General features: G+C 67.5%; 11 protein-coding genes, 1 tRNA gene and 1 rRNA gene. 8 read left to right on the top strand and 5 right to left on the bottom strand.

What is annotated here, in order from left to right:
- Positions 1 to 321: 321 nt before the first annotated feature.
- A 5S ribosomal RNA gene (gene rrf / locus AC5RT8_RS14535) occupies positions 322 to 438 on the top strand.
- Between the two features lie 185 nt (positions 439 to 623).
- Positions 624 to 711: transfer RNA gene (locus AC5RT8_RS14540), tRNA-Ser, on the top strand.
- A gap of 53 nt (positions 712 to 764) precedes the next feature.
- Here the strand turns inward: AC5RT8_RS14540 and AC5RT8_RS14545 are convergent.
- Together AC5RT8_RS14545 and AC5RT8_RS14550 are read right to left on the bottom strand one after the other, a co-directional pair.
- Entirely contained in the window at positions 765 to 3,239 is a 2,475-nt protein-coding gene (locus tag AC5RT8_RS14545; RefSeq protein ID WP_494096427.1) for an FtsX-like permease family protein, read from the bottom strand.
- 1 nt (position 3,240) lies between these two features.
- On the bottom strand, positions 3,241 to 3,996 hold the full coding sequence (locus AC5RT8_RS14550; protein ID WP_494096428.1) for an ABC transporter ATP-binding protein: 756 nt from the start codon (positions 3,994 to 3,996) through the stop codon (positions 3,241 to 3,243).
- A 151-nt stretch (positions 3,997 to 4,147) separates the two neighbouring features.
- Here AC5RT8_RS14550 and AC5RT8_RS14555 point away from each other — a divergent pair, with 151 nt between their 5' ends.
- The 5 genes from AC5RT8_RS14555 (at position 4,148) to AC5RT8_RS14575 (ending at position 9,953) form a co-directional block, all read left to right on the top strand.
- Positions 4,148 to 5,443 (top strand): sensor histidine kinase, encoded by a 1,296-nt coding sequence (locus tag AC5RT8_RS14555; RefSeq protein ID WP_494096429.1) that lies wholly within the window; start codon positions 4,148 to 4,150, stop codon positions 5,441 to 5,443.
- A complete protein-coding gene (locus AC5RT8_RS14560; RefSeq protein ID WP_494096430.1) occupies positions 5,431 to 6,075 on the top strand; it encodes a response regulator in 645 nt (214 codons plus the stop codon). The genes AC5RT8_RS14555 and AC5RT8_RS14560 overlap by 13 nt, the downstream gene beginning before the upstream one ends.
- Positions 6,076 to 6,206: 131 nt before the next feature.
- On the top strand, positions 6,207 to 7,037 hold the full coding sequence (locus tag AC5RT8_RS14565; protein WP_494096431.1) for an SDR family oxidoreductase: 831 nt from the start codon (positions 6,207 to 6,209) through the stop codon (positions 7,035 to 7,037).
- Between the two features lie 30 nt (positions 7,038 to 7,067).
- A complete protein-coding gene (locus AC5RT8_RS14570) occupies positions 7,068 to 8,720 on the top strand; it encodes a class I adenylate-forming enzyme family protein (RefSeq protein WP_494096432.1) in 1,653 nt (550 codons plus the stop codon).
- A complete protein-coding gene (locus AC5RT8_RS14575) occupies positions 8,721 to 9,953 on the top strand; it encodes a beta-ketoacyl-[acyl-carrier-protein] synthase family protein (RefSeq protein ID WP_494096433.1) in 1,233 nt (410 codons plus the stop codon). It abuts the gene before it with no gap.
- A 273-nt stretch (positions 9,954 to 10,226) separates the two neighbouring features.
- Here the strand turns inward: AC5RT8_RS14575 and AC5RT8_RS14580 are convergent, their stop codons facing one another.
- Together AC5RT8_RS14580 and AC5RT8_RS14585 are read right to left on the bottom strand one after the other, a co-directional pair.
- Entirely contained in the window at positions 10,227 to 11,291 is a 1,065-nt protein-coding gene (locus AC5RT8_RS14580) for a phosphatase PAP2 family protein (RefSeq protein WP_494096434.1), read from the bottom strand.
- Positions 11,292 to 11,519: 228 nt separating this feature from the next.
- Positions 11,520 to 12,218 carry a DsbA family protein gene (locus AC5RT8_RS14585; protein WP_494096435.1) on the bottom strand — a complete coding sequence of 233 codons (699 nt, stop codon included), beginning with the start codon at positions 12,216 to 12,218 and terminating at the stop codon, positions 11,520 to 11,522.
- Positions 12,219 to 12,402: 184 nt separating this feature from the next.
- Here AC5RT8_RS14585 and AC5RT8_RS14590 point away from each other — a divergent pair, with 184 nt between their 5' ends.
- Positions 12,403 to 13,296, top strand: a complete 894-nt coding sequence (locus tag AC5RT8_RS14590) for a LysR family transcriptional regulator (RefSeq protein ID WP_494096436.1) — start codon at positions 12,403 to 12,405, stop codon at positions 13,294 to 13,296.
- Positions 13,297 to 13,429: 133 nt separating this feature from the next.
- On the opposite strand, the gene AC5RT8_RS14595 is transcribed toward AC5RT8_RS14590, so the two are convergent.
- A complete protein-coding gene (locus AC5RT8_RS14595) occupies positions 13,430 to 15,040 on the bottom strand; it encodes an HNH endonuclease (protein ID WP_494096437.1) in 1,611 nt (536 codons plus the stop codon).
- Positions 15,041 to 15,062 lie beyond the last annotated feature (22 nt).

Consider the following 15,062-nt stretch of genomic DNA (forward strand, 5'->3'; position numbering starts at 1 on the left):
TCCGGGAGGATGTGGGAGAGTAGGTCACCGCCGGACAATATTTGTGTAGAGGGTCAGGTCCCGCACCATTGGTGCGGGACCTGACCTGTTTAACCGGGGCATGCCCAGGGCCGGGCCGGGGGATCCGCGCCGCCAGCGGCATCTGCGCCGTGATTTTCCTTGCATCCGCGCCGGCCGGTGGTGCCGGCCCGGGGAGGAGCCGTCGGTCAGGAAGGCCGTGGTCACGGGGCGTCCAAAGACGTTGTAGACTTAAAGGACAGCACCCGAAAGGGCAGTCTGTAACCAAGGATTTCCTGCCGCAGTGGCTGGCAGGGCTAGGGTTACGGCGGTCATAGCGTGGGGGAAACGCCCGGTCCCATTCCGAACCCGGAAGCTAAGACCCACAGCGCCGATGGTACTGCATCCGGGAGGATGTGGGAGAGTAGGTCACCGCCGGACATACGTTATGAATGAAGGCCCGCACACCGACGTGCGGGTCTTCATTTGTTTAACCGCCCGGATGCCGTTGCGGATACCGCTCGGAGGACCAGGCGGCTCGCGGGATTCCAGCCCGCAAAGCCGCCGATTCGTTGGTTTGGCCCTGCGTCGGGTAGTCTTATATCTGCTTCTACGGGAGCAAGCCTGGAGGATTCGCCTAGCGGCCTATGGCGCACGCCTGGAACGCGTGTTGGGTTAACGCCCTCGGGGGTTCAAATCCCCCATCCTCCGCCAGGACAAAGAATCACCCCGGTCTTCGGACCGGGGTGTTTCTTTATGTCAGCAGGTCATTGCTCGGCCCGCAGCGCGGCACGCGTGGCCACCGCGATCGAACCGAAGCCGAGTGCCGCCGTCGCGCCGGCCAGGCCGAGATATACCGCCGGCACAATCGTGGGGAGCGGCGCCCCCGAGACACTGACAGCGATGCCCATCAGCGGCGGCAGCGCCAGGACGGTGCCGATGACGACGGCGGCAGCAACTATCAGCAGCGACTCCGCTCCTGTCATCCGGCGCAGCTGGGTATCGGAGGCACCCAGGGTCCGGAGGAGCATCATTTCCGGCCGGCGCCGGGCCGTCGCCATCACCAGCGTGTTGACCACGGAGACGGCGAGGTAGCCCAGCAGCACCAGCATCGCGATCACCGATGCCCAGGAGTCGGCATTGCGTTCCGCGGCCCCGGCTGCACCGAGCTCCTCCTTGTCCATGAGGGTCAGGCCCAGGCCGTCGACGGCGGCAGCCAACTCCGCGGGATCGGTATCCGGTTCCGCGGTGACCAGCAGATAGTCGTTCAGCCCGGTGGTGGTGTGGCTGCGCAGCGTGTCATTGGCCACCGCCACGTCTCCGAATCCCAGCCCCCGCTCGTAGGTGGCGACGACGACGGCGGTCGCCTCGGTGCCGTCCCCGTAGTAGAAGGCGAAGTCCTCGCCCACGGCTGTACCGGCTTCGCGGGCCAGGTCGGCGCTCAGCGCCACCGTGTCGGGGTCCGCCAGCCGGTCCAGGGACCCTTCGGTCACGTCCAGGTCCAAGGTCCCGCTCAGGTCCTGCGGCGCCAACCCCTGGACGGCGTACGGCTGCACGCCATCCTCCATCCCGGCGAAGCCCGCCTTGGCGAGGACCGCGGACCGGGCCACCGGCGAGGTGGACTCCACTCCGGGCAGATCCGTCACCTGGTCGGCCAGGTGCTCGGAGACTCCGGACCCCGGAGCGAGAATCAGATAGCCGGCCACCACTCCGTCCCGGGACTGCCGCTCGGCTTCCGATGCCACCGTGGTCGGCATGAAGAACTGCACCGATCCCAGCGCAATGGCCAGGGCCAGCGGAACAATCCCCGAGGCAAGCCGGCGCGGGAAGGCAGAGGCATTGGCTTCTGCCAGGGCCAGCGACGCGGAGGGGCTGCGGCGGACCAGCGGCTGCACCAGCTTCAGTGCCCCGGTTACCAGCCAGGGTCCCAGCATGCCCGCGCCGATCATCAGCAGCAGGATGCTGGAGGCCGCCGAGGCCAGGCCAGCGGTGCCCGGAACGGCAATCGGTACCAGGGCCGCAACAAGACCGGCGCCCAACAGGGACAGCCCGGTAATGACCCGTCCCCTGCCCAGCCGGGACGCTTCCGTCACGGACTCACGCAGGGCAGCCGTCGGTGCCGTCCGCACCGTGCCGCGTGCCGAAACGAGGGAGGCGCCCGCCGCTGCGGCAACGCTGACGGCTACGGCCGCCAGGGCCGGCAGCGGGCTGAAGGCCAGGACGAAGGTCTCCGGAAGCACGCCGCCGGCAGCGAACTGCTTGCCGAGGAACCATGCCAGCAGGTAACCGGGGGCCGCCCCCAGTACGGCGGCAGTGCCGGAAACCAGCAGGACTTCACGCACCACAAGGCCAAGGGTCTGGTTGGCGCCTGCGCCGACGGCGCGCAGCATCGCGAATTCCCGGCGCCGCGCCATGATGGACAGGGACAGGGTTCCGGCGGTCACAAAGACCGCGGTCATCACGGCAACACCCGCCAGCGAGCCGCTGAGCAGCAGCAGCGTCGACCTGGCGGCGGATCCGCCCAGGTTCTCCACGTCTCCGCGGCGGTCCCCGGTGTAGCCGACGACGTCGCCTACCTGGGCCTCGATGTCCTCGGACAGCTGCGCCGGACGGACGCCCGATTCGGCGATCACCCCCACGGTTGCCACCGCGTCTCCGTGCGGCCAGAGGGCTTCCGCGCCGGCTGCGCTGAGGAAGGCAGCCGGCCCGGTGTCCACTCCCGCTTCGGGCGACGCGAGGCCGGACACGGTGTATTCCGTCGCCTCCCCGCCGTGGGTCAGGGTCAGGACGCTTCCCGGTTCCGCCCCGAAGGATTCATCCACTACCACCTCCCTTACGCCGCGGGGTGCCTCCCCGGCGGTCAGTGTGTACGGGGTCAGGACGGCGGAATCCCAGGCGGCGCCGGAGACGGCCGTACCGTCGGCGGTGGCCAGCGGAAGGTCGATGGTGCCGACGGCCCGTTCGACTCCCGGGACGGCCGCGATCTCCTCTACGGCGTCGGCGGGGAGCAGGACGCGCTCGGCGAAGGGGGTATCCATGTCTTCGACCACCGGATGTGCCTGCGGGGCACCCACAACGACGTCGGCCCCCTGCATGCGCTGCGGGGCAATCCCGCCGCGGGTTCCGGATTCAATCAGGACGCCCATCGCGGTGATGAGCGCGGCGCACAGGAACACGGCTACGAAAACCCCGGCGAATCCGCCGCGGTGGTGCCGGATGGATGCTTTGGCAAGGGTCCACATGTCAGTTCTCCCCCAGACGGGCCATGCGTTCACTGACATCGAGGGCGGTGGCGCCGGTCATGCTGCCGTCGAGGCGCCCGTCCGCGAGGAAAAGCACGGTGTCGGCGGAGCCGGCGGCCACGGGATCGTGGGTCACCATGATGACGGTCTGACCCAGGGCCGAAACGGTGTGCCGGAGCAGGTCCAGGACCTGGCGTGCCGTCACGGAGTCCAGGGCCCCGGTGGGTTCATCTGCAAAGACCGCGTCGGGTCGGGTGATCAGGGCCCGGGCGATAGCGGCCCGCTGCTGCTGCCCGCCGGAGAGTTCCTGGGGCTTGCGTTCCCCCAAGCCGGCCAGTCCCACCGCGTCCAGTACGTAGTCGAGCCAGACGTTGTCCGTGGCCCTCCCGGCCAGCAGCAGCGGCAGGGTGACGTTCCGGGCCACCGTCAGCTGGGGGAGCAGGTTGTAGGACTGGAAGACGAAACCCACGTGGTCCCGGCGGAAGCGGGTCAGGGCCTTGCGGTGCAGGTGGGAGATCTCGGTGGTGCCCAGCAGCACGGTGCCGCTGTCAGGGGCATCGAGCCCGGCTGCGCATTGGAGGAGCGTGCTCTTGCCGGAACCGGACGGTCCCATGATGGCGGTGAAAGTCCCCGCCGGAATGGCCAGGGACACATCGCGGAGGGCCGGCACCGCGGCGTTGCCGGAGCGGTAGCTCTTGGACACACCCTGCAGCTGCAGGGCTGCAGGGCCGGAGAATTCAGAAGCGTCGGTAAACATCGGATCATCCTTTGATCGGACCGGGAACGGGAAAACCTGCTGACTTCGACGCTACGGATCGGGGAAACCGGATCCGATACAGCCAACAGCCCGGTTTGGGGTATAGCTGGCTATACCGACAGCGGAGTAGGGCTCGGGCATAATTCAACGGGTGAGACTCCCCGACCCCGCCGCAGCCCGGATCAAGGACACGGGTTTCCTTGTGCGCGAGGGCTGGTACTGGCTGGCCTCCCTGGGCCTGCTAGTGGCCGGGATCGCGCTGCTGCCGTTCGTGGCGCTGGGGGTGGGCCTGTACGCGGTTCCGGTCTTCCTTGCGGCCGTAAACCGGCTCGCGTCCCGGGCGCAGGCCCGTTCGGCGTCGTTCTCTTCCGCGGTCATTCCCTTTGACCGCCGCCGTCTCGCCGGCAGGCACTCCTTCACCGAGCTGGCAGCCCTGCTGAGCGCTCCGGAAACCAAGCGGGATTTGTCCTGGCTGCTGTTCCACTGTGCGTTTGCCGTGCTGGCAGCAGCGCTGGCCCTCGCGCTTCCCTTCGGCGCCGTGCTCTATGTGGCGACGGCACCCTTTTGGCAGCTCTTCCCGCCGGATGCGCCGCTGGAACTGACCATCTTCGTCCGCAGCTGGGGCGACGCCGTCCTGATGATGCTGCTGGGACTCGTGTATGCCGCCGCGGGATGGGTGCTGCTGCCGTGGCTTGCCCGGAGGTTCAGCGCAGCCACCCTGGCCATCCTTTCCCCACGGAGGTACGCGGACCTGGCCCGCCGGATCTCCGACCTCTCGGCGGCCCGAGCCAGTGCCCTCGCCGCCCACGCTGCAGAGCTGCGCCGGATTGAACGCGAACTGCACGACGGCGCGCAGAACCGGCTGGTCGGCGTCGTCATGATGCTGGGCCTGGCGCAGCGCGCCGCCGAAACCGACCCGGCCGCCGCCGTACCCTTTATCGGCCGGGCCCAGGACGCCGCCTCCGAAGCGCTCGCCGGGCTGCGCGCCGCGGTGCACGACATTTATCCGCCGGTCCTGGACGAACTTGGCCTGGGCGGTGCTGCTTCCGCCCTCACCAGCCGCTCACCCATACCGTGTTCCCTGAACGTGGACGGCCTGCTCCGTGCCCCTGCCGCGGTGGAATCGGCGGCCTACTTTGTCCTCGCGGAAGCCCTGACCAACGCGGCGAAGCACTCCGGCGCGTCGCGGATCGACGTGGTGCTGCGGACTGAATCAACCCCGAAGGGAGACGTCCTGGTGATTTTGGTGAACGACGACGGCCGCGGCGGCGCAACGGCGGACCCGGCAGCGCCCGCCGGGTCGACCCAAGCGGCCGACGTCCGCGGATCCGGCACCGGCCTGGCCGGAATTGCCCGGCGTGCTGCCGCTTTCGGCGGCCGGCTCGTGCTGAACAGCCCCGACGGCGGACCGACGAACATCAGGGTGGAACTGCCGTGCGCCTTCTAATCGCCGAAGACGATGCCCTGCTGCGGGCCGGGCTGGAACTGCTGCTGCGCGGCGAAGGGTTCGATGTTGTCGGTTCCTGGGACAACGCCGATGACCTGCTGGCGGCCTTTACCCCCGGCAGCGCGGACGGCGCCGTGCTGGATGTCCGGATGCCGCCGACCTTCACCAATGAAGGGCTGCGGGCCGCCCTGGAACTGCGGAACCGGGTTCCGGATTTCCCGGTGCTGGTGCTTTCCGCGTACGTGGAGGACCGCTACGCCAGCCGGCTGCTGGCCTCCGGGGCGCAGGGGGTGGGCTACCTGCTGAAGGAACGCGTGGGCAACGTCGGCGAGTTCGTGGACGGCCTGCGGCGCGTGGCCGCCGGCGGAACCGTGATGGACCCGGAAGTCATTGCCCAGCTGTTCAGCCGCCGCAGCAGCCAGGATCCCATCCGGTCCCTGACTCCGCGCGAATTCGAGGTGCTGGGGCTGGTCGCTGAAGGGCTGGGCAACACCGCCATTGCCTCGGCCATATCGGTGTCCGAAACCGCGGTCAGCAAACACATCGGCAACATCTTCGCCAAGCTCGGGCTCGCGCAGTCGGACAGCGGCCACCGCCGGGTGCTGGCAACCCTCGCCTACCTCCGTTCCTGACCGCCGGGCCCGCCGTGCAGGCCACGCCGGCCACGGAAGACACGTACTGCGGCTTTCGTGCCGGGTCTTGTTTCCCGGACGGCACCAGTGCCAAGGTGTGATGCACTATCACCGGGCGCAGGAGGGCACACGTGGGACCAGACGGCGGAAAGGTAGCGCTGATCACCGGTGCCTCGCGCGGCATCGGCCGGCGCGTGGCGGAGCGGCTGGCAGCGCAGGGGACCGCCGTCGTCGTCAGTTACCGCCGGAACGCCGCACTGGCTCTGGACGTGGTGGCCCGGCTGCAGGAACTCGGGGGCAGCGGCATCGCCGTGCAGGCCGATGTGGAGAACCCCGAGGACATTGACCGGCTCTTCGACGCCGCAGCCGAGAAATACGGCCGACTGGACTACTTCATCAACAACGCCGCCGCCGCGGCGTTCAAGAACGTGGTGGACCTGAAATCGCATCACCTGGACCGGGCCTACGCGGTGAACGTACGCCCCTTTGTCCTCGGCGCGCAGGAGGCGGTGAAACTGATGGACGACGGCGGCCGGATTGTTGCGCTCACCAGTTACGGCAGCTCCCGGGCCTTCCCCGCATATGCCGCCCTCGGCTCCTACAAGGCCGCGGTGGAATCCTTCGTCCGGTTCATGGCCGCCGAATTCGGTCCCTACGGCATCAACGTCAACGCCGTGAACGGGGGACTGATCGAGTCCGACTCGCTGGACTACTTCTATTCCCTCGAGGGGATGGCGCCCCTGTCCGGCATTGTTGCCCGCCTGCCGAAACGCCGGCCCGGCACCGTGGACGAAATGGCCGCCGCCGTGGAGTTCCTGCTCTCCGACGGCGCCGAATACATCACCGGCTCTGTCCTGGTGGTTGACGGCGGACTCTCGGTGATTGCCCCGCCGTTCCACTCCGACGCTTCCGGCCCGCCGGTCTCCCTGCCGGAGAGGCCCACCCGGGGCGGGCGCCCGTAACAGTGCAGTACCGACTGAAAGGAAGCAGCAGTGAGCTACGATCCCGCCCGCTACCGGAACTACTTCGAACACTCCCTGACCTACGCGGCCGGCTTCGCGCGGAACGTGGCCCGGTACGCGGACCGGCTGGCCCTGGCTGATCCGCTGTCCGGCCGGGAGTTCACCTACGCCCAGCTCGGCGATGCCGTGGACTCCGTGGCGCGTGCCCTGGCTGAACGCGGCGTCGGCCGCGGGGACCGGGTGATGTATCAGCTCTACAACGGCGTCGAATTCGCCCTGCTCTACCTGGCTACCCAGCGGCTGGGAGCGGTCAGTGTCCCGGTGAACTACCGGCTGGCACCTGCGGAAACCGCGCACATCCTGAAAGACAGCGATCCGGCCGTGTTCGTGGTGGACGCCGAGCACACCGGCACCGCGGCGCAGGCACTGGAGCTGGCCGGAGTTTCTCCGGTGGTCCTGGTGGCCGGCGGGAACGGCACCCTAGGAGAGGACTTCGGCTCCGCCGTCGACGCCGCGTCCGGGGACCTGCCCGACCTCCCCGCGGACTTCTCCACCTTCGAGGAGAGCACCCGCTTCTACACTTCGGGCACCACGGGCATGCCCAAGGGCGTCCCGCTGCCGTCCATCGCCGAGGTGATGAGTGCCCACGACGTGATCATGCACTTTCCACTCAGCCCGTCCGACCGCACCCTGAACATGACGCCGTGGTTCCACCGGGGCGGGCTGCACTCCGGCGGCCCCAACCCGGTGTTCTATATCGGCGGGTCGGTGGTGCCGCTGCGTAGCTTTAGCCCGGCCACGGTGCTGGACTGGGTGCCGGAGCTGGGGCTGACGTACCTCATCGGTGCACCCACCACCCTGGAGATGATCGCCGTCGAACAGGAAAGGAACCCGAGGAACCTGGAGACGCTGCGCGGCATCGTCACCATGGGTGCACCGCTGGACCGCTCCGCTGCCATCCGGTACCAGGAGCTGCTCACGCCGCGGATCTTCAACGGCTACGGAACCACCGAGGGCTTCTGGAACACGTTCCTTCGGCCCGAGGACCTCCCCGCCCATGCCGGCAGCGCCGGGCGCGCGTGTACGGACGACGACGTCGCCGTCGTCCGCGTGTTTGAGGGCCGCCGCGGGCAGCCGCACGAACTGGCGGCCCGGGACGGCAGCGAAATCGGCGAGGTGATCATGCGCTCGCCGAAATCCGGGTTCAGCTACGCCAACCTGCCCCACGTCGAGGAGGAGAAGTTCCACGACGGCTGGCTGTACCCGGGGGACATGGCCACCTGGGACGCCGAAGGGTACGTGACCATCATGGGCCGGACGGACGACATGATCATTTCCGGCGGCGAGAACATCCATCCGGTGCAGGTGGAGGCTGCGCTCGCGGACCATCCCGGTGTCCTGGAGTCCGTGGTGGTGGGCGTGCCCGACGACCGGTGGGGCCAGCGCGTGGTGGCGTACGTGGTGCGCCGGGATGCGGAGCTCGACGCCGACGGGCTGGACGCCTTCTGCAGGGCGCATCCGGGGCTGGCCGATTTCAAGCGGCCCCGGGGCTACCGCTTTGTCGACGAGGTGCCGATGACCGCCACCGGCAAGAAAATGCACTACAAGGTGGCGGATTCCGCGGCGCAGGACTGGCTGGACGGGCGGATGCACATCCCTGCGCCGGTGCGGAAGGCGGACTAGATGCATGAGCGGGTGGTCATCACCGGAATGGGTGCCGTGACACCGCTCGGCGGGACCTGGCGCGAAACCTGGGCGGGGCTGAAGGAAGGGCGCAGCGGGATCGATCGGATCACGGCCTTCGACGCCTCGGACTTTCCCACCCGGATAGCCGGGGAAGTGAAGGACTTCGATCCGGCACAGTACCTTCCGGTGAAGCGGCTGCGCCGGTCCTCACGCGCGTCGCAGCTGGCGGTGGCTGCCTCGCGGGAGGCAGTGGCCGACGCCGGTTTGGGGCCTTCGCTGGAAGGTGCGGACGCGGCGGTGATCATCAACAGTGCCGTCTCCGGGTATCCGGAGATCCAGTCCGCCACGGAAATCTTCGCCCGCGACGGGCTGCGTCCCATCAGTCCCAGCTTCGTGGCGTCGTCGCTGACGAACATGCCGGCCTGCGAGGTGGCCATCGACCTGGCGGTCCACGGTCCGGTCAACGCCAGCGCCCTGGCCTGCGCCAGCGGCACCGCTGCCCTGCTTGAGGCCCGGCGCACCCTGCTGGCCGGCGATGCGGACGTGGTGGTTGCCGGCGGAACCGATGCGGCCATTACCTCCGTGATGTTCGCCGGACTGAGCGCCATGCGCGGGCTGTCCCGGAACAACGATTCCCCGCAGGAAGCCAGCCGGCCGTTCGATGCCGACCGGGACGGGTTTGTCTTCGCCGAGGGAGCGGTGGTGTGTGTGCTGGAACTGCTCAGCCATGCCCGTGCCCGCAATGCCGAGGTGTATGCCGAAATCCTGGGCGGGGCACTGACGTCCGATGCGTTCCATATTGTCGCTCCCGACCCGTCCGGGCAGTACGCTGCCGAAGCCATCTGCCACACCCTGGACCGGTCCCGGCTGAACCCCGAGGACGTGGACCTGATCTGCGCCCACGGCACCTCTACGCAGGCCAATGACCGCACCGAAACCTTAGCTCTGCACACCGCTTTCGGCGAACATGCGCCGTCGCTCGCGGTGACGGCACCCAAGTCCATGACCGGGCACCTCATCGGCGCTGCCGGGACCCTCGGGTCACTGCTCTGCGGGATGGCGATCCGCGAGGGCGTCATTCCGCCGACCCTGAACTACACGACATCGGATCCGGAGTGCGATCTGGACTATGTGCCCGGGTCGGCCCGGGAATCCCGGGTGCGGTATGCGCTGACGAACGCGTTCGGGTTCGGCGGGCAGAACGCTGTGGCGGCGTTCGGGCCGGTGTAGCTGGCGAGGGTCCTGTGGGCCCGGGACGCTGGGCTTGTCGTGGGGCGGGCTGTTGTGGGACGGGGTGGGGGGCTCCTGCGGGCCCGGAACGGCGGCAACGAAATTTCCGCGCTCGCAGAGCTCGCGGGAAATATTAAAGCCGCCTTCCTCCGGGCCCTCCGGTGCCCTCGAGCCCGCCGGTGACTCCGACGCCTGAGCCCTCCCGGTGACTCCGACGCCTGAGCCCTCCCGGTGCCTCCGGTGCCTGAGCCCTTCGGGCTCCTCAACGGAGAGTTAGACCCCGGCCGTTTCCAGTTCGGGAGCCTCTTCCGGTGCCGCAGGTTTCTTCCGGTTTCCGGCGTTTACGGCAAGGGCGGCAAGCCACACCGAGACCGCCCCGAGGGCAAGGCCGGCGAAGACATCCAGGACGTAGTGCCAGCCGAAGTACACCGTTGCCAGCGTTGTCAGGACGAAGTAGACCCACATGGCCCAGCGGGCCAGCTTCGGCAGCCGGGTCAGATGCGCCACCAGTGCTGCCGTAAAGACGATGGAGGTGTGCAGGGAAGCGAACGCGGCAATGCCGTGAACGGAGCCTGTTGCAAACGGATCTGCCAGCACTTCGATCCTATTCTCGTACAGGGAGTCCTGCAGGCCCGAGACGGCTGTTTCGGGCAGATCGGCGAATGGTGTGGCGTCGTAGTAGATCGGACCCATGGACGGCAGGGCGTAGTACGTTACGGTCCCCAGAATCCAGTTGAAGGACAGGGCGGTGGCGTACCAGGCACCGCGCTGCAGGTTGTCGGACCACACCAGTGCTGCGGCGAGGGAGAACGGTACAAAGACCATAAACAGCATGTAGACGCCGGAGAGCAGATCTGCGCTGAAGCCTGTGCCCAGCAATTCGTGCAGGATGTCGCCGGGGAAGTTGCCGCCTGCCAGCCATTTGTCCGAGCGCTCAAGCATGGAATCGGTCAGGTGCTCCTGCAGGAAGGGCAGGAAACTCTTCAGGTTCCGGTAGGACAAATAGGCAAGGTAGAAGGTGATCAGGCCGGCCACCGCCACAGCCAGCCGCGGTCCGGACCAGCGGGTCTGCAGCACATTGGAGGTGGCGGATCGCAGCCCGCCCAGTTCGCGGCGTCGGGCCAGCACCCGGGGAACGACGTCGGCGGCGATCATCAGGAGCACCATTAACGGCAGCCGGACATAGCTCGGGCCCAGGAACCCTTCCGGATCGCGCACGGGGAGGCCCGCTGCCAGAGCGGTCACCAGCATGACCACGGTAAAAACGACCGAAACGATGAGGGGAACGCCGAAAAGGCGGCTCCAGGCAGGGCGGACGGAGCCGGCTTCGATATTCATGAGATATTTTTATCCCACAATCGGTATAAACCTGTTATCGAGGCGCCCCTGTCGTCAGCATGCTTTCAATCACACCTGCCGGCTGCCCCCTGCGGCCTCCGGTTATGGGCTGTCCCGGTGTCTTCTGCCCGCTCTTCGGGGCGGGGCCTGGCGGGCCGGGCCTTCTGTCCGATCTCTCCCGGCGCCGGCCCGGCCTGCTCCCGGATGTTCGAGTCTGTGCCTGAATTCCTACTTGTTCAGGGCTGCGTCCAGCTCTTCCTGGATGGCGTCGTAATCCACGGAGTCCAGTTCCAGGATCCGGTTGTCGAGGATCAGCGAGGGGGTACCCGGAAGCTGGAGATCCTGGGAATCCTCCAAATCCTGGGCCACCCGGTCCCTCACGGCATCCGAGGCGTAATCGGCACGGAACTTCTCTGTATCCAGCCCGAGGTCCGCGGCGTAAGAGACGAAGGTGTCCTCTACGGTGTCCATGTCCTGGCTCTTCCAGTCCTGCTGGTGCTCGAAGACGGACGAGGCCATCTGCTCCAGGGCGCCTTGCTCCGCTGCGGCTTCCACGGCCCGTGCCGCCGGCGCTGCGTTCTGGTGCTTGGGCAGGGGATAGTTCCGGACCAGAATGCGGACGTCGTCCCCGTAGTCGTCCTTGGCCTCCTGGATCAGCGTGTCCATGGCGGCGCAATAGGGGCACTGGTAGTCGGTAAAGAGCACCAAGGTGGCTTTGGGGTCTGCGGGGTCTGTGATGGCCCTCGCGTCGTCAGGAGCCACCTGGTCCATCCGGTCGGCGGGGATGGAAGCGTCCGCCGACGGGCTGGCGGATGCCTCTGCCGTGGCGGTGCCTCCGGAGGATTCCGAATCGGACGCCGCACAGGAGACTAAGGTTCCGGCTGCGAGCAGCCAGGCAACAATCAGGGCGAGGATGCTCTTGCGCATAGTTCCTTTCGGTACATGTGGGGGATCAGGAGTTGGTGCGCGGCTGCAATCGCCCGCGACGGTGGTGTCTGCTCCAATGCGAGTCCATCGTCAGGCCGGCCTGCGCGCCCGCTATTTTCGATGTTCGCACCGGATCAACCGGCCCGGTAGCCGCCTCTTCCGCATGGACCTATAGCATTTTGATATGGCTGACGCGTGGCCGAACCTTCAGGTGCTGGAACTGTTCCTTGCCGTGGTGGACGAAGGCAGCGTAGCTGCCGGGGCACGGAAACTGGGCATGGCCCAATCCAATGCGAGCCGTTCCATTGCCGATTTGGAAGCGGATTTGAAAAGTCCGCTGCTTGAACGCAGCCCCCGTGGATCCGTACCTACCGCAATGGGACGGTTGCTGGCTGATTCTGCCCGGGAACTGCTGGATTCCGCGCGGCGCTTCAACGACGCGGTGCGTACCAGTCGGAGCGGCGGAACGATGGAACTTCGGGTGGGTGCCAGCCTGACGATTGCGGACATGCTGTTGCCGGCCTGGCTGGCTGAGCTGAAGCGCCGCTTGCCGCAGGCCCGTATTGACGTGCGGGTGGAGAACTCGGCGCAGGTTATCGAGGAAGTGCAGCGCGGCACCCTCCAGCTGGGGTTCGTGGAGACTCCGAATCTGCCGGTGCGCTTGAACGCCCTGGTGGTCCGAGAGGACGAGCTGGTGCTGGTTGTTGCCCCGTCCCACGAGTGGGCCGGCCGGACCCGGATCGGGCTCCAGGAACTGGCGGCAACTCCGCTCGTGGTTCGGGAGGCCGGTTCGGGCACCCGGGAAGCGCTGCAGGAAGTCCTTGCCGGGTACGACGTCGTTGAACCGGCCCAGGTGCTGGGCAGCAATGCTGCGGTGCGGGTTGCTGTTGCAGCCGGTGCCGGACCTGCGGCACTGAGCGAACTGGTGGTGCGCGACCAGCTCGCCAGCGGGGAGCTGCTGCGGGTTCCCTTCGAAGGGGAGGGAATCAGCCGTCCCCTGACGGCCATATGGTCGGGTCCGCGCCGGCTGACCGGAGTTGCCGCCGAGCTGGTCGCGGTGGCGGCCGGCCGGGCCTAGGCCGAGCCGGTGGCGTGGCGTGGCGGTGGCGGTTACGGCCGAACCTGATGGTCGAGTGGAGGTAGTCGGACGGCACAAAAGGGTGCCTTCACAGCAACTGCCACCTGCGGGAAAACCGTACCGCGGGAGCGGCTCAGAACGGCGGTACGGTTTCCTCTGGTGCCGTGGGCTCCGTGCCCGTGCCCGTGACCCTGCCCGCGGCCCTGCCTGTGTCCTTCTGAGTGAGCAATGGTCCGAGTTCCAAGAAAGGCTCTGTCCGGTAGACGCGTCCGATCGGTGAAGTCCACTCGATCACTCCGGGTGTCGGTTGGCAGGCTTTCCAGTAGCCGAGAGTCTTGAATCGGTGGTGCCTGCGGCAGAGGTGTTCCAGGTTCCCGTGGTCAGTGGGACCGCCGCGCGCCCAATCGATGGTGTGGTCGATGTCCGCATTAGCGGTACTGACCCGGCAGCCGGGGAACCTGCACGTCCCGTCCCTCGCCCGGAGCCAGCGGCGAAGCCCTGCCGGAACCTTTCGCCGTCGTCCCACCCCTAGGATTTCTCCCGTTGCCGGGTCCTGGGCGAGTCCGGTCCAGCCGACAGCGTTCCGAGCCAGCCTGCGGGCCTCATCGGCGCTGATCGGTCCATACCCGTGCAGTTCGGCGGGCCGATCGTCGGCTCCGAAAAGGGTTTCGGCGTTGATCAGGACCATGACCTCTGCCCGTGGCACGGCACCGGCGTCATCGCATCCGGTTCCTCCAGGGCTTGCCTTCCTCCGACCCGCACCGGCGCCACTCCCGGGCCGCGCTGGGGTGGGGGCGGCTGTGCCGAGGCCGCCCATAAGCAACTGGGCGAGGATATCCGCACGCAGCTGATCCGCGGTCCGGGTATCCCCGTCCACCTGCTCACCCCGTGCTGCCTTACTGAGGGCCGTGTAAATCTGCTGCGCTTCCGCTGCCCGCAGGTGGGCCGACAGACAGGACATGCCGTCCTCTTCCCGGTCCAGGGTCACCTTGCGCTGCTCGAACGCGGACTGGTGGTGTTTGCTGACCGTGTCCGGAAACTTCCGTACGCGCAACGCCCGGGCTTTGGTGGAGAACTGGGCCCGGGTCCGCCCCTCCGCAGCTTTCAACAGATCGGACTCAAATTGCGGAAGCACCTCGCCGGGAACCTGTTGGCACTGATCCAGCACCACCTGAGCGTGCTGGTAGGAAAGCCGTCCTTCTTCCATGGCGGTCAGGGTGGCGGTGTGGGTGCTGCAGAGTTTGCCGGCCTCGAATGTCAGCCGCTGCCCGGTCACCTGCGGCACGTTCAGGATGGTGGCGCATTCGGACGCTGCAAGGCTAAAGGCCATTCCCGGGTCGACTTTCCCCGACGCAGCGGAGAAGCTGTCCCGGAAAAACTCCCGCATCCGGTTGATCAGGCGGGTCTCCTGCGCCTGTGCCCAGGAGACCAGATGCGCCATCTGGGTCAGGGCCTCGCCGACTGTCTGCTCGTCAAAGGATTCTAGGTTCTGTAGGGCCAGCGATCCGGTGAAACCATCCGGATATCCTTCGGCAGCACTTCCGGCTGCGGTGGCTGTGGAACCTTCGGGGCCAGCTGGCCCGGCGAACGTGGCCCGGGCCGCGTCAACAGCCAGTTCCGCCCGGAACACGGCTAGAGTGCAGCGGTCGCGGAGCGCATCCGCCTCGCCAGTCTGCCCGGTTGGCTGCTGGTCTTTCCTGCCTGGTTCTTCGGTTGTCCGTCCGGTGTTCCCGAGCTGATCCATGCCTTCAGGATTTCATCCGGCA

The sequence above is a fragment of the Arthrobacter sp. Ms25 genome (assembly GCF_059090365.1).

What these genes read in the sequence shown, in the direction of transcription:
- AC5RT8_RS14590 (WP_494096436.1), top strand. Translation starts at nt 12,403, where the DNA reads ATGGCTGACGCGTGGCCGAACCTTCAGGTGCTGGAACTGTTCCTTGCC.
- AC5RT8_RS14580 (WP_494096434.1), bottom strand. Translation starts at nt 11,291, where the DNA reads ATGAATATCGAAGCCGGCTCCGTCCGCCCTGCCTGGAGCCGCCTTTTC.
- AC5RT8_RS14595 (WP_494096437.1), bottom strand. Translation starts at nt 15,040, where the DNA reads ATGGATCAGCTCGGGAACACCGGACGGACAACCGAAGAACCAGGCAGG.
- AC5RT8_RS14585 (WP_494096435.1), bottom strand. Translation starts at nt 12,218, where the DNA reads ATGCGCAAGAGCATCCTCGCCCTGATTGTTGCCTGGCTGCTCGCAGCC.
- AC5RT8_RS14550 (WP_494096428.1), bottom strand. Translation starts at nt 3,996, where the DNA reads ATGTTTACCGACGCTTCTGAATTCTCCGGCCCTGCAGCCCTGCAGCTG.
- AC5RT8_RS14545 (WP_494096427.1), bottom strand. Translation starts at nt 3,239, where the DNA reads ATGTGGACCCTTGCCAAAGCATCCATCCGGCACCACCGCGGCGGATTC.
- AC5RT8_RS14575 (WP_494096433.1), top strand. Translation starts at nt 8,721, where the DNA reads ATGCATGAGCGGGTGGTCATCACCGGAATGGGTGCCGTGACACCGCTC.